The organism is Emcibacter sp. SYSU 3D8, assembly GCF_039655875.1.
Taxonomy (GTDB): domain Bacteria; phylum Pseudomonadota; class Alphaproteobacteria; order SMXS01; family SMXS01; genus RI-34.
The window spans coordinates 740122-754337 of sequence record NZ_JBBYXK010000002.1; the positions used below are offsets into that span (position 1 = coordinate 740122).

Below are 14216 nucleotides of genomic sequence, written 5' to 3' on the forward strand. Positions count from 1 at the left end.
GATCAGAGTGGCAACCGCCGTGTGATCCCCACCGCCTCCAGAAACGATTCGTCGTGGCTGACAATCAGCAATGCGCCGTCAAAGGCCCGCAAGCCGGCCTCGAGAACCTCGACCGAGTCCAGATCCAGATGGTTGGTCGGTTCATCGAGCAGGAGAAGGGGAGGCGGCGTGGTCCCGCCCAGCGTACACGCCAGGCCCACGCGCAGCATCTCGCCGCCGCTCAGCGTCGACACTGTCTGCAGCGCGGAATCGGCGCGGAACCTGAAACGAGCCAGGGCGGCGCGGCAGGCATTCTCGTCCGCATCCGGATTGAGACGCAGGAAATTGTCTCGAATCGAGCGGCCCGGATCGAGGCAACCGACCCGCTGGTCGAGCAAGCCGAAAGGCGTCATGCGCCGGACGCTGCCCGTCCAGGCCTGCAATTGCCCGGTCACCAGGGCGAGCAGCGACGACTTGCCGGCACCGTTAGGTCCGGTAACGGCAATCCGCTCCGGGCCGGTGACATCGAACGACATCCCATCGATCAGCGGCTTTCCCGGCTCATAGCCTGCGGATACGGCCTCGAGCACCAGCACGATCCTAGCCGCGCCAAGGCCGGTAGGCGCGAGGGTCACGGAAAACGGCTCGAATATTTCAATGCGGCGGCGGGCCTCGGCGGCAGCCTCTGTTGCCTGGGCATGGCGTCGCTCGGCCAGGCGTGCGTTGGCGCCGGTGGTGTTCTCGCAGCGGTTTTTCTGCCCATTGAGCAGGATGCGCGGCGTACCGCCCTGGGACCGGCGCCGATGCCCCGCGCCGTCCTTGCGGGCCTTGCGCTGTGCGGTCGCCTGGGCGCGGGATACCACGTCGCCGAGATGGCTTTCCGCGTCGGCGAGGTCCCGCCGTGCCGCCGCAAGCTCCAGAGCCCGCCACTCGCGGAACCGGCTCCAATTGCCGCCATGGCGGGTGGCGCCCAGCGACGTCAACTCGACGATGGCGTCCATCTCGTCCAGCAATTCGCGGTCGTGACTGACGACGACAGCACCCGCCCGCCAGCCGCGCAGAAGATCTGAAACGGCACGGCGTCCCTCACGGTCCAGATTGTTCGTCGGCTCGTCCAGCAGCAGGAAGTCAGGCTCGGAGAACAACAGGGCGGCAAGGCCGGCCCGGGTCCGTTGCCCGCCCGACAGCGCCAGCAGCCGGGTATCCGGAGCCGCGTCCAGCCCAACCCGCGCAAGGGCCCCCGCAAGGCGCGCGTCGATGCTCCAGTCCGCATCGGCCAGCTCCTCGCCGGCAGCGGCGCCGCGTTCGGCCCGCCGGAGCAGGTCCATTGCGCCCGCCACGCCGAAAAGATCCGCGATGGTGTCATCAGCGCCAGGCTGGACGGATTGGCGCAGCATACCGATACGTCCGGTCACGCGAACGGTGCCCGATTGAATGGGAACGTCACGGGCTATCAGCCCCAGGAGCGTGGATTTGCCGGCGCCGTTGCGGCCGACAAGACCAACCCGTTCGGCGCCGAATGCGAGGTTCAGATCCTCAAGAAGCAGCCGGCCGTCAGGCGTTGACCAGGAAAGACCGGATATGGTGATGGATGCAGGCATGGATATCTCCGGCAGCAAGATGAACGGGCATTGCTGTCAGGTAGAAATCCATGGGGCACCTATTCGCGGGGTGTTGGCGTCAGACACAGATAGACACGCCCTCCGCGGCATTCAAGCCAGGCAGGGCGCCAAAGCGATCAGAAACCGAAGCTGGTGCCGACGTAGAAGCTGCCGCCCAATCCGTCGAGGGCGGTTTCACGGAAGACCGTGCGCGAGTCGAAGAACTTCAGGCGGCCAAGCAGATGGATGCCCGGGCGAAGCTCGTAGGCGGCGCCGATCTCGACGCTATACAGCTGGTCGATATCCGTCGCGTGCAGCAGGCTGAGAGGGTTGTGGTCGGCGAAATAGCCGCCCACGGCGATGCTGGTCACCCAGCTGCCGAAATCGTAGCTCAGGCCCAGATCGTAGCTTTCGTAGCCGGGTGCATCCTCGGCCGCGCCGCGCAGATAGGACGCGGCCAGCGTGAAGCCGCGATAACCCAGATTGACGCCCACATTGTAGGCGGATTCGGGCCGGGCGAAGGGCGGCACGCTGGTATAGGCCAGACTGGCCGCGTCGAGCCCGGTGCTCATGGCCGCCGAACTCAGATAGACCTCGAAGCCGCGCCTGGCCGGGTCGAGACCCAGCGGATCGTCGGCGGAATAGCCGGTGGCGTAGCCGATGCGAAGGCCCGCATAGTGCGGCACCATGACCTGCGGATCCCGCAGCATGGCGACGGTGAGCGGCTTGCTGAGATTGACCGATGCCGACCTGGTGAACAGCGCCCGGTCGTCAAACCCGGTACGGGTCATGGCGGTCGTGCCCGGCGCCCCGAACGCCCCCTGGACGGCGCCGGACGAGAATGCCGGCATGTTGCCGATGTCGGCCTGGAACGACAGCCGGCTGGCTTCCCGCAATTCGATCTTGTCGGATTCGTCCAGCTTGATGTCGGCGCCGATGCGCATGCCATCGAGTTTGGGCTTGGCGCGCAGATTGAACAGGGCGGTCTCGGCGCCCGGTGCCGGGGTGGTGATGGTTGCTGCCGTGCCGGCCTTGTCCTTGGCCAGCGACTGCCATGGCTGCGGAGCGGGGCGCGTCGGCTCGAGCAATTGCAGGTCGCCGCCGTCGACAAACCTTATGGAATCCTGCGCGGCCGCTTGAAGCCCGAAGGCCAGCGCCGCTACCGATACCAATATGCCTTTAACCAGCCGCCCCATCTTGCTCGCGGTGCAATCCCGTCGGGAAGCGCCGTGCTCCTTGTTCGTTTCCTCGTGCGTGGACGCGGAGTGATCTAGACCAAACCCGCCTCACGCTCAACATATCTGATCTTCAATCTTATATATACTCGCTCCTACCCGTCCGGCAAATCAAGAAGACTCACAGGCGAGCACCATGAAAATACGAGCAATTTTATGGTTATCCACAGCGAATCGGTCGATTCCGGGCGGCATCGCGCTGCCGGGGCTTGGCATTCGCCCTTAAACCGGTTGTTCTACCGGCGGCGCGGCCTGTATAAAGTGCCGGCGGCGCGCCCCGCGACCCCTTTATCAGACTGAGGCGAACATATGCCGAGGATAGCGTTTCGAGTCATCGTGCTGACAGGCACGGCCATTCTGGCCGCGTGCGGCGGCGGCAGCAAGGAAGTGGCCGACCGTTACCGGCCGGTCCAGCTGGAGCAGGCCGCCAGTATGCGGGTCAATGGCTACCTGTGGCAGGCGACGCTCGAGACCCTGCATTTCATGCCCATCGCGTCGACGGACGCGACCGGCGGCGTGATCGTCACCGACTGGTACACCGATCCGTCGGCGCCCAATGAACGGGTGAAGATGCGCGTGGCGGTGATGGATTCGCGCCTGCGCGCCGACGCGCTCAGGATCGCGATCAACCGCCAGGCCCGCGACCGGAGCGGCGAATGGACCGAACAGCCGGTGCAGCAGGCGACCGTGGCCGGCGTCGAGGATGCCATCCTGGTCCGTGCCCGGCAAATTCGCATCGGCACCGTGACCGAAAAAGACGACTGACTTCCTGATCAAGAAACGGGTTCATGAGCCGCTATAACGCCAAGGCCGCCGAGCGGAAATGGCAGGACATCTGGACGGAGCAAGACAGCTTCGCCACCCGCGAGGACGCGGATAAGCCCAGATACTACGTGCTGGAGATGTTCCCCTATCCGTCGGGCCGTATTCATATGGGCCACGTCCGCAACTACACCATGGGCGACGTGGTGGCGCGCTACAAGCGCGCCCGCGGCTTCAATGTGCTGCATCCCATGGGTTGGGACGCCTTCGGCATGCCGGCCGAGAACGCCGCCATGGAGCGCAAGGTGCATCCGGCGGCCTGGACCTGGCAGAACATCGACACCATGCGCGGCCAGCTGAAAAGCCTCGGTCTCGCCATCGACTGGGCGCGCGAATTCGCGACCTGTAGCCCGGACTATTACCGGCACGAGCAGGCGCTGTTCCTGTCCTTCCTGGAAAATGGCCTGGTCGAGCGCAAGGAAAGCTACGTCAACTGGGATCCGGTCGATCACACGGTGCTGGCCAATGAGCAGGTGATCGACGGCAAGGGCTGGCGTTCGGGCGCACCGGTCGAGCGGCGCAAGCTGTCCCAGTGGTTCTTCAAGATCACCGACTTCGCCGAGGACCTGCTGGCCGGGCTCGATACCCTGGACCGGTGGCCCGAGAAGGTGCGCATCATGCAGCGCAACTGGATCGGTCGGTCGGAGGGCGCCCGCGTCCATTTCCGGATCGCCGGGACCAACGAGACGATCGAGGTCTACACCACCCGTCCCGACACGTTGTTCGGCGCCAGTTTCTGCGCCATCGCCGCCGATCACCCCATCGCCCAGCAGGCGGCGAAGCAGAATGCCGACGCAGCTGCCTTCATCGAGGCCTGCAAGCGAAACGGCACCAGCGAAGCCGAGATCGAAACCGCCGAGAAGATGGGATTCGACACGGGCCTCAAGGTCACGCATCCGTTCGACCCCGACTGGACGCTGCCGGTCTACATCGCCAATTTCGTGCTGATGGAATACGGCACGGGCGCCATCTTCGGCTGTCCGGCCCATGACCAGCGCGACCTGGACTTCGCCCGCAAATATGGTCTGCCGGTAACGCCGGTCGTGTTTCCCGAGGGCGAGACGCCCGACAGCTTCAGCGTCGCCGACAAGGCCTATGACGGCGACGGCAGGCTGGGCAATTCCCGCTTCATGGACGGCCTGGCCGTGCCCGAGGCCAAGAAGCGCGTGCTGGACGAACTCGAAAAGCTTGAAGCCGGCACCCGAGAAGTAAACTACCGGCTGCGCGATTGGGGCGTGTCGCGCCAGCGCTACTGGGGCTGCCCGATTCCGGTCATCCACTGCGGCGATTGCGGCGCGGTGCCGGTGCCACGCGGCCAGCTGCCCGTGCTGTTGCCCGATGACGTGACCTTCGATGTGCCCGGCAACCCGCTCGAGCGGCATCCAACCTGGAAGCATGTGGACTGCCCGGCCTGCGGCAAACCGGCGCGGCGCGAGACCGACACCTGCGATACCTTCGTCGATTCGTCGTGGTACTTCCTGCGCTTCTGCGGGCTGGATCCGGACCGGCCGCTCGACCGCGAGGCCGTCGACCGCTGGATGCCGGTCGATCAGTATATCGGCGGCGTCGAGCACGCGGTGCTGCACCTGCTCTATGCCCGGTTCTTCACCCGCGCACTGGAAAAATGCGGTCTGGTCTCGCTGGCCGAGCCGTTCCAGGGCCTTTTCACCCAGGGCATGGTCAACCACGAAACCTACAAGGGTCCTGACGGCAAGTGGCTGTCGCCCGAGGACATCGTGCGGACCGGCGACAGCCTGGCCACGCGGGACGGCCAGCCGGTGACCATCGGACGCTCGGAAAAAATGAGCAAGTCCAAGAGGAACACGGTCGATCCAACCGACATCATCGCAACCTACGGCGCCGACACGGCCCGCTGGTACATGCTGTCGGACAGCCCGCCCGAGCGCGATCTGGACTGGTCCGAAAGCGGCATCGAGGGCGCCTGGCGCCATGCCCAGCGTGTCTGGCGCCTGGTCAGCGAGGCGACCGGCCTGCCTGGCGCGGATACGCCCGTGCCCGGCGGCCTGAGCGAATCCGCCGTTGCGCTGCGGCGCTCGACCCACAAGGCGATCAAGGCGGTGACCGAGGGTATTGACAATTTCCGGTTCAATACGGCGGTCGCGCAGATCTACGAATTGACCAATGCAATCAATAGCTTCAAGGCTCCCGGACCTGCCGATGGCTGGGCGCTGCGCGAGGCACTGGAGACGCTGGTGCGTCTGTCGGAGCCGATGATGCCGCATCTGGCAGAGGAAGCCTGGGCCGAGCTGGGCCACACCGTGCCCCTGTTCGAGACCGCCTGGCCCGAGGCCAATCCGGCGCTGGTGGTCGACCAGACCGTGAAGATTGCCGTGCAGGTCAACGGCAAGCTGCGCGCCACCATCGACCTGCCCCGGGATGCCGGCAAGGCCGAGGCCGAGGCCGCGGCCTTCGCCGAACCGAAAATCCGCGAGGCGATCGCCGGCAAGGAGATCCGCAAGGTGATCGTCGTGCCGGGACGTATCGTCAATATCGTGGCATAGTGGCGCCATGCGCCGCACCCTCGTCATCCTGATGCTTACCCTCGCCCTGCCAGGATGCGGATTCAAACCCATGTACGGCGCCAACGCCTCGGCCACGTCGGCTTCGGTGATGGACAGGATGGCGACCATCGACATCCGTCCCATCCCCGATCGCCTGGGGCAGATCGTCCGCAATGAACTTGTGGATTCGATCAATCCCGGCGGCATCGCGGGTGCGCCGGTCTATGAGCTGGCGCTGAAGGTCGGCGAGGAACGGGAAGACGTTGCCATCCGGCAGAATGCCTCGGCCACCCGCGCCAATTACCGGATGAGCGCCCGGTTCGAGCTGCGCGAGATTGCCACCGACAAGGTGGCGCTGAGCGGCACCACCTGGGCAGAGACGGCCTTCGACATCGTGCAGCAGGATTATCCCACCGTGATCGCCCAGCAGGACGCGCGCCGAAAGCTGGCCGCCGAACTTGCCGAGGAAATCAGGACCCGTATCGCGGTGTTTTTCGACAAGGGCAAATAGGCCGGCGCACTGCCGATTCGTGGTATAGTCAGCGCCTGCTCCTACCACCTCTTGTGCCATGAAGTTTACACCCACCCAGCTCAAACGCTTCATCGACCGGCCGGACACCAGCCTGCGCGCCTTGCTGATTTTCGGCGCCGATGAAGGCCTGGTGCGCGAACGGGCGAGCGCCGTGGCCGCCGCCATCGTCGACGATCCAAAGGATCCGTTCTGCGTCGCCGACCTGGACGCGGCGGCATTGCTGACCGATCCTGCGCGTCTCGCCGACGAGGCCGCCGCAATTTCCATGCTGGGCGGCCGGCGCCTTGTCAGGGTCGGGCGTGCCGGTGACCGGCACGCGGCACTGTTCAAGGAATTCCTTGCCGCACCGCCCGGCGACGGCTTCGTGCTGGTCAACGGAGACGAGCTGGGTCGCTCGAGCAGCCTGCGCAAGGCGTTCGAGGAATCACCGCACGCGGCAGCGGTCGAGTGCGGCTATGACAGCGCCGAGACCGTCGACAGCCTGATCGACCATATCCTTGCGGGCGAGGGACTGACCGTCTCCGAGGATGCCCGCCTGCACCTGCGCGGCAGCCTGGGCGGCGACCGCATGATCAGCAGGCAGGAACTGAACAAGCTGACGCTCTACAAGATGGGCGGCGACGGCGTGGTCAGCCTGGAGGATGCCCGCGCCTGCGTCGGCGACAGCGCCGCCGAGGCGTTCGATGCGGTGGGCAAGGCCGCGGCCCGGGGCGACATGAAGGCGCTGATCGCCGCACTGGCAAAGGCCCACGAAACAGGGGAGAGCGCCGTGGGGCTGCTGCGCCTCACCTCGCGACGCCTGCAGCGGCTGCACCTGGTTGCCAGCCTTGCCGAACGGGGCACGCCGCTCGACGCGGCCTTCAAGATGCTGCGGCCGCCCGCGTTCCAGAGCGAAGGCAACGAGATGCGCCAGCTGCTTGGCCGCTGGACGACCAGAAAACTGGCGACGGCGCTAGCCTTGCTGCTCGAAGCCGAGATGGCGTGCAAGACAACGGGCATGCCCGCGGAATCCATCACCGCCCGCGCCATGATGCGCCTGGTTGCAGCCGCGCGATCGTAAGCGTCCGGGCGGGCATCCTTGATTTTACATAATCATGATTCACACATTTGCCGGTGGCGGGGAAACCGCGTTCCAGTCGTGGCCACAGACACGGCGCACCCGGCGACACCGCGTGACTGGTCCGGAGAAAAGATCCCGACCGGGCCGAAAGATACCATAAAAACAGGTGGTTAGTGCCGGCCCGACAGCCTCGCTGTCACATCGTCGAGCTGGTCGAGCGTGCCGTACTTGATGGACACCGTACCGCCGGGACCCTTGTGATCGATGGCAACCCGCAGCCCCAGCGCTTCGGAAAGCTGCCGCTCCAGTGCGCGCGTGTCGGCATCCTTCGAAGGCCGCAACGGGCCGCGTCCCTTCGAGCGCGGCGTCTCCCTCGCCAGGTCTTCCGCCTGGCGCACGTTGAGCCCGCGCTCGACGATCTCCTGCGCCAGCCATTCGGCGTTGTCCGAGGTGACCAGCGCGCGCGCGTGGCCCATGGACAGCTCGCCCGCGTCGAGCAGTGTCTGCACCCTGTCGGGCAGGGTGAGCAGCCGAACCATATTGGCCACATGGGGGCGGCTCTTGCCCACCACCTCGGCCACTTCCTGCTGGTTGTGACCGAACTCGTCGATCAGCCGCCGGTAACCGCGCGCCTCGTCGATGGGCGACAGATCCTGCCGCTGGACATTCTCGACAATGGCGATCTCGAGCGACTCATCGTCGCTCAAGGCCCGCTCTATGACCGGAACGGCATGGAGTTGTGCCCGCTGCGCTGCACGCCAGCGGCGCTCCCCGGCGACGATCTCGTATTCGCCGGGGCGAACCGAGGATGGGCGCACCAGGATCGGCTGCAAAATGCCCCGCGTCCTGATCGATGACGCCAGATCCTCGATGGCGGCATCGTCGAACCTGGTGCGCGGCTGGTAGCGGTTGGGGTGCAGTGTCTCGATCGGCAATTCGCGGGTGCCGCGCGGCGCCGAATCGGCAACCACCGGATCGTCGCCCAGCAATGCCGACAGGCCCCGGCCAAGGCCGCCCGGACGGCGTTTCGCGTGTTTGTCGTCGGATGCCATGATACGCTAAATCCCTGATTTCATGCGCTAACCAGTTTCTTTTCCCGCTTGAGCAGTTCGGACGCCAGCTTGATATAGGCCATGCTGCCCGGGCAGCGCATATCATAGACGATGGCGGGTTTGCCGTGGCTGGGCGCCTCGGACAAACGCACATTGCGGGGGATTACGGTCTTGAACACCCTGTCGCCCATGAAGTCACGCACATCCTCCTCGACCTGTCCCGACAGCCGGTTGCGCCGGTCGTACATGGTAAGAACGATGCCTTCCAGGCCAAGCTCGGGGTTGAACGAACCCCGGACCCGCTCGATGGTCTTCATCAGCAGGCTGAGCCCTTCCAGGGCGAAGAATTCGGTCTGCAGCGGCACCAGCACCGTGTCGGCCGCCACCAGCGCGTTTAGCGTCAGAAGCCCCAGCGACGGCGGCGAATCGATCAATACATAATCGAATGCCTCGAGCACCTCGCCAGACTCTCCGTTGCGGAGCGCCTGGCGCAGCCGCTGTGCACGCTCCTCGGCGCTGACCAGCTCCAGTTCGGCGCCGGCGAGGTCGACCGTGGAGCAGATCAGCTTCAGCCCCGGAATGGCCGTATCGATCAGCGCGTCGCCAAGATCATGATCCCGCATCAACACGTCATAGATGCTGATCTTGCGCGCGGCACGGTTGATACCCAGGCCGGTGCTGGCGTTGCCCTGCGGGTCAAGGTCGATCATCAGCACCGATTTGCGGGTAGCCGCCAGCGCGGTCGCCAGGTTGATGGCTGTCGTGGTCTTGCCGACGCCGCCCTTCTGGTTGGCGACGGCGATGATCCGGCCGCCGCTCGGCTTCCCGCGCTTGCCTTCAGTTCCCTTCAGCGACACGGGCAACTTCCTGAATTTGAATGATTTTCGCCTCGTCATCGGTGACGCTGGGAAAGGTTTCAGCGCGAAAGGTCCAGTGCTTGCGCGCGGCCGCCATCTCGGCTTCGGCATCACGTCCCTTCAGGAAGAAGGCGCGTCCATCCGCCGCAAGCAACGGCGCCGCATAGCCCAGCAGCCTGTCGAGAGGCGCCAGCGCCCGTGCCGTGATGATGTCCACGATGGTGCCCTCCACTGCTTCGAGACGGGACGGCACAAGCTTAACAGAAACACCTGTGACGCGGGCGGCTTCTTGCAGAAAAGTGAGCTTGCGCCGGTCGCTGTCGATCAATGTCCAAGTGCCGACGCCCATGATTGCAAGCACCATGCCGGGAAATCCACCACCGGCGCCGAGATCGGCGCAGCGCGGCCTGCCGTGCGCGGCCCGGATCAGCGGCGCGAGCTGTGCCGAATCAAGGAAATGCCGGCGCCAGAGATCCGGCAGGGTAGCAGTGGACACCAGATTGATGGAGCGTTGCCATTTCTCGAGCAGCGCCGCATAGGCGCCGAGCTTATCTAATGTTTCACGTGAAACATGCGTGGCGCGCCCGAACGCGGCGGCATCGAATTCGCCGCTCACGCCCGCCGCTTCTGCCGCTCGCTGGACCGGCGCACGAATCCCAGCAACGCGGTCAATGCCGCTGGCGTCACACCGGAAATCCGCGAAGCGGCGCCCAGCGTGGCGGGCCGCGCCCGTATCAGTTTGTCCCGCACTTCATTGGACAGGCCGCCGATGGCCGAATAATCCAGATCGCCGGGCAGGGCCAGCGACTCATCCTTGCGAAAGGCAACCACGTCCGCTTCCTGCCGATCCATATAGCCGGCATACCGCCCGTCGATTTCCAGCTGCTCGCGCACCGCAGGTGAAAACTCCAGCAGTTCCGGCCAGATATTGCCCAGACGCTCGATTGTCACATCAGCATAACCAAGCAATTCATGCACGGTTCTGCGTTTGCCATCGTGATTGATCACAATACCATGGGGCGCAGCCTCGTTCGGGGTCAGCGCAAGCGACTGGGCAAGCACCCGCGCCCGGGCCAGCGCTGCCGTTTTCTCGGTGAACGCTGCCGAACGCGCCGGGCCGACACAGCCAATTTCGATGCCGCGGCCGGTCAGACGCAAATCCGCATTGTCGGCACGAAGCCGCAGCCGGTATTCGGCGCGAGAGGTGAACATACGGTACGGTTCCTGCGTTCCCCGCGTCACCAGATCGTCGATCATCACTCCGATATAGGCTTCCGCCCGGTCGAGAACGACGGAATCCCCGTCTCCCGCAGACAATGCGGCGTTCATTCCGGCCATCAGACCTTGCGCCGCAGCCTCCTCGTAGCCGGTTGTGCCGTTGATCTGTCCGGCAAAGTAAAGCCCTGAAACTCTTCGGGTTTCCAGGGTGGGCCGCAACTCCCGAGGGTCCACGTAGTCGTATTCGATGGCGTATCCCGGCTGCAGCATCACCGCATGTTCCAGGCCTTCTATGGTCTTCAACAATTCGGCCTGAACCTCGCGGGGCAGTGAAGTGGAGATGCCGTTTGGATAGACCGTATGGTCGTCAAGGCCTTCCGGTTCAAGGAAGATCTGATGCCGATCGCGCCCGCCGAACCGTACAACCTTGTCCTCGATGGACGGGCAATAGCGCGGTCCACTGGATTCAATCTGGCCGGAATACATGGGCGCCCGATGGAGATTGGCGCGGATGACCTCATGAGTCGCCTGATTGGTGTGGGTAATGTGGCAGTCGATCTGCGGCGTCGTGATGGCCTTGGTCAGAAACGAGAACGGCACCGGCGGCTTGTCGCCGGGTTGCACCTCCAGGCCAGCCCAGTCAATCGTCCGGCCGTCGAGCCGGGCCGGTGTCCCGGTCTTCAACCGGCCAACGGCGAAGCCCCTGCGCCGCAGCGTCTTCGACAATCCCACCGACGGCGCTTCACCGATCCGGCCGCCCGCGGTCTGTTCCTGTCCCATATGGATGACGCCGCTGAGGAAAGTGCCGGTGGTGAGAATAACCCGGCCGGCACGGATTTCCACGCCGTCGCCGGTGACGATGCCCACGACGCGCGCCGTTTCGTCGCCGGAACCCGCAAGTTCTTTCAGTAACAGGTCCTCTACGGCGCCCGCCATCACCGTGAGATTGGGATACTCAAACAGCAAGGCCTGCATGGCGTTCCGGTAAAGCTTGCGGTCGGCCTGTGCTCGAGGACCGCGCACCGCTGGCCCCTTGCCCCTGTTCAGCAGACGGAACTGGATGCCGGCAGCATCCGCCACCAGTCCCATGACGCCGTCCAGCGCATCGATCTCGCGCACCAGATGGCCTTTGCCCAAACCGCCAATGGCCGGATTGCACGACATCTGGCCGATGGTTTCAAGCTTGTGAGTGAGCAGTAAGGTGCGCGCGCCGACGCGTGCAGAGGCGGCCGCCGCCTCGCACCCCGCATGACCACCACCGATGACGATAACATCGTACATGCCTGCTCCAGGTTGCGCGCAATCTAGGCGCGCTGCGGCCTCAGGGCAAGAGACAGGGATGTTTCACGTGAAACATCACTTGAACGGGATCGATTACTTGCCAATGCAGAACTCGCCGAACACCACATCGAGAAGATCCTCGACATCGACACGCCCGGTAATCCGCCCAAGCGCCCGAGCCGCGAGGCGCACATCCTCTGCAACCAGCTCCGGCTCCAGCATGCCGGCAACGGCAGCGCATGCCCGGTCAAGATGACCCGCTGCCGCCTCCAGCGCGCGGCGATGGCGCGCGCGCGTCAAACTGGGAACATCGCGTAGCCCCATCATGCCAACGACCCGGTCCTCAATGGCGGCAAGCAGCGCATCGATTCCTTCCCCGGTCCGGACCGAAATCAGGAACGCGCCGGGCCGGTCGGACGGTCGCGCAATATCCACCTTGTTGATGACGATGAGATCATCTGGCTCGCCCAGGCCAAGCGCCCCGCCCGCTTCGTGGAGCTGCAACCGCAGATCCGCATTCTGCGCCCGGGCGCGGGCACGGCGTACGCCCTCTTGCTCGATAATGTCATCGGAATCCCGCAGTCCCGCCGTATCGACCAGCGTCACAGGATAACCGCCCAGATCGAGCCGCACCTCGATGATGTCCCGTGTGGTGCCGGCGATCTCCGACACAATTGCCACGTCACGCCGCGCCAATGCATTGAGAAGACTGGATTTTCCAACGTTTGGCGCACCGGTGATGACGATCTGGAACCCGTCCCGCAACGCCTCGCCGCGCCGCTCATCGGCCAGGTGATTGCGGATTTCAGCACTCAATCGCTGGAGATCGGGCATGACCCGGGCGGCCAGCCCTCCCGGCAAATCTTCGTCGGGAAAATCCAGATCAGCCTCGAGGAAGGCAAGGGCGCGGATCAGATCACCGCGCCAGCCCTCATAGACCGCGCCCAGCGCCCCGTCCATCTGCCGCAGGGCCTGGAGGCGCTGCGCTTCGGTTTCCGCGTTCACAAGGTCGGCAATTCCCTCCGCCTCGGTCAGGTCCAGCTTGCCGTGCTCGAACGCCCGGCGGCTGAACTCTCCCGGCTCGGCCGGAAGCAGCCCGAGCCGGTCGAGGGCTGCCGCCATCGCGGCAATCACCGATGGCCCGCCATGCAGGTGCAGCTCGGCCACATCCTCACCGGTAAAGCTGGCCGGGCCAGGGAACCAGATCGCCAGACCGCGATCGATCGTCATGCCGCTATGGGGATCGACGAAGGAACGCAGCGCGGCCTGCCGCGGGGGCGGGACGTCCCTGCCGGACAGGCTGGCCAGCGCAATGCCCGAATCCTCTCCCGACAGGCGCATCACCGCGACGCCGGCACGGCCCTTCGCCGAGGCCAGCGCATAGATCGTGGTCATTTTCCGGCCGTTTCGGACAGCCTGGTCTGGCCGGGCTGCAGCATCAGCCGCTCGACCCTCTCGCCCCGGATCAGGTGACGCTCCAGAATCTCGTCCACATCCGCTTCGGTGTCGTAGTGGTACCACACGCCTTCCGGATAGATCACCAGGGTCGGGCCCAACTCACAGCGATCCAGGCAGCCGCTGGCATTAATCCGCACGCCCCGGACCTTCATTTCCTTGGCGCGCTTTTTCATATAGTCGCGCAATCTCTCGGCCCCCTTGGCCTTGCACGACCCGCGCGGATGGCCTTCGGCCCGCTCATTGGTGCAGCAGAACACATGCCCGGCGAAGTAAAGCGGTGGATCTGTCTGCATAACCTACTTTGTTTCCTTGTCTTTTTCTGATTTCGCCCGCGCGCCGCCCGTCGCCATGCGCCAGAACATGCCCTGCATCTCCTCCAGGCCGGCAAGACCGGAGGGAAAGAACGTCTTCATCATCGCCTCGGGACCGAGCGTATCGATGCCCTTTTGCACCTGATCCTGCATCCGGGCCATCATGGAGTCCTGAAACGGCTTGACGTCGGGCAGGCCAAGAAAGGTTCGGGCTTCCTCAGGCGTGCAGTCTATGTCTATCGTCACCTTCATCGGTGTAACCTCTCGCGGCTTGACTGGGCGGGTGGT

13 protein-coding genes are annotated in these 14216 nt (G+C 64.9%); 4 read left to right on the plus strand and 9 right to left on the minus strand.

What is annotated here, in order from left to right; genetic code table 11:
- Positions 1 to 2 precede the first annotated feature (2 nt).
- Together WJU21_RS09465 and WJU21_RS09470 are read right to left on the minus strand one after the other, a co-directional pair.
- Positions 3 to 1580 (minus strand): ABC-F family ATP-binding cassette domain-containing protein, encoded by a 1578-nt coding sequence (locus WJU21_RS09465; protein WP_346323159.1) that lies wholly within the window; start codon positions 1578 to 1580, stop codon positions 3 to 5.
- 137 nt (positions 1581 to 1717) lie between these two features.
- Positions 1718 to 2776, minus strand: coding sequence for a porin (locus WJU21_RS09470; protein WP_346323160.1), 1059 nt, complete (start codon positions 2774 to 2776; stop codon positions 1718 to 1720).
- A 348-nt stretch (positions 2777 to 3124) separates the two neighbouring features.
- Here WJU21_RS09470 and WJU21_RS09475 point away from each other — a divergent pair, with 348 nt between their 5' ends.
- From WJU21_RS09475 to holA, 4 genes are read left to right on the plus strand one after another with little or no spacing between them, the layout of a single operon-like run.
- Positions 3125 to 3580, plus strand: a complete 456-nt coding sequence (locus WJU21_RS09475; protein ID WP_346323161.1) for a DUF3576 domain-containing protein — start codon at positions 3125 to 3127, stop codon at positions 3578 to 3580.
- Between the two features lie 23 nt (positions 3581 to 3603).
- Complete coding sequence (leuS, locus tag WJU21_RS09480; RefSeq protein WP_346323162.1) at positions 3604 to 6159, plus strand: leucine--tRNA ligase; 2556 nt, start codon at positions 3604 to 3606, stop codon at positions 6157 to 6159.
- 7 nt (positions 6160 to 6166) lie between these two features.
- Positions 6167 to 6670: an LPS assembly lipoprotein LptE gene (gene lptE / locus WJU21_RS09485; protein ID WP_346323163.1), complete on the plus strand. Its 504-nt coding sequence runs from the start codon at positions 6167 to 6169 to the stop codon at positions 6668 to 6670.
- A gap of 58 nt (positions 6671 to 6728) precedes the next feature.
- Positions 6729 to 7751: a DNA polymerase III subunit delta gene (gene holA, locus WJU21_RS09490; protein WP_346323164.1), complete on the plus strand. Its 1023-nt coding sequence runs from the start codon at positions 6729 to 6731 to the stop codon at positions 7749 to 7751.
- A gap of 170 nt (positions 7752 to 7921) precedes the next feature.
- Here the strand turns inward: holA and WJU21_RS09495 are convergent, their stop codons facing one another.
- The 7 genes from WJU21_RS09495 to WJU21_RS09525 form a co-directional block, all read right to left on the minus strand.
- Positions 7922 to 8803, minus strand: coding sequence for a ParB/RepB/Spo0J family partition protein (locus WJU21_RS09495; RefSeq protein WP_346323165.1), 882 nt, complete (start codon positions 8801 to 8803; stop codon positions 7922 to 7924).
- A 20-nt stretch (positions 8804 to 8823) separates the two neighbouring features.
- A complete protein-coding gene (locus tag WJU21_RS09500; protein WP_346323166.1) occupies positions 8824 to 9660 on the minus strand; it encodes a ParA family protein in 837 nt (278 codons plus the stop codon).
- The gene (gene rsmG / locus WJU21_RS09505; RefSeq protein WP_346323167.1) at positions 9641 to 10276 is read right to left on the minus strand and encodes a 16S rRNA (guanine(527)-N(7))-methyltransferase RsmG; all 636 of its coding nucleotides are present in this window, start codon (positions 10274 to 10276) and stop codon (positions 9641 to 9643) included. Before rsmG ends, WJU21_RS09500 begins: the two co-directional genes overlap by 20 nt.
- Positions 10273 to 12159, minus strand: a complete 1887-nt coding sequence (gene mnmG / locus WJU21_RS09510; RefSeq protein ID WP_346323168.1) for a tRNA uridine-5-carboxymethylaminomethyl(34) synthesis enzyme MnmG — start codon at positions 12157 to 12159, stop codon at positions 10273 to 10275. Before mnmG ends, rsmG begins: the two co-directional genes overlap by 4 nt.
- A gap of 93 nt (positions 12160 to 12252) precedes the next feature.
- Entirely contained in the window at positions 12253 to 13554 is a 1302-nt protein-coding gene (gene mnmE / locus WJU21_RS09515; RefSeq protein ID WP_346323169.1) for a tRNA uridine-5-carboxymethylaminomethyl(34) synthesis GTPase MnmE, read from the minus strand.
- Positions 13551 to 13910, minus strand: coding sequence for a (2Fe-2S) ferredoxin domain-containing protein (locus tag WJU21_RS09520; RefSeq protein WP_346323170.1), 360 nt, complete (start codon positions 13908 to 13910; stop codon positions 13551 to 13553). The genes mnmE and WJU21_RS09520 overlap by 4 nt, the downstream gene beginning before the upstream one ends.
- 3 nt (positions 13911 to 13913) lie before the next feature.
- Entirely contained in the window at positions 13914 to 14180 is a 267-nt protein-coding gene (locus WJU21_RS09525; protein WP_346323171.1) for a DUF6489 family protein, read from the minus strand.
- Positions 14181 to 14216 lie beyond the last annotated feature (36 nt).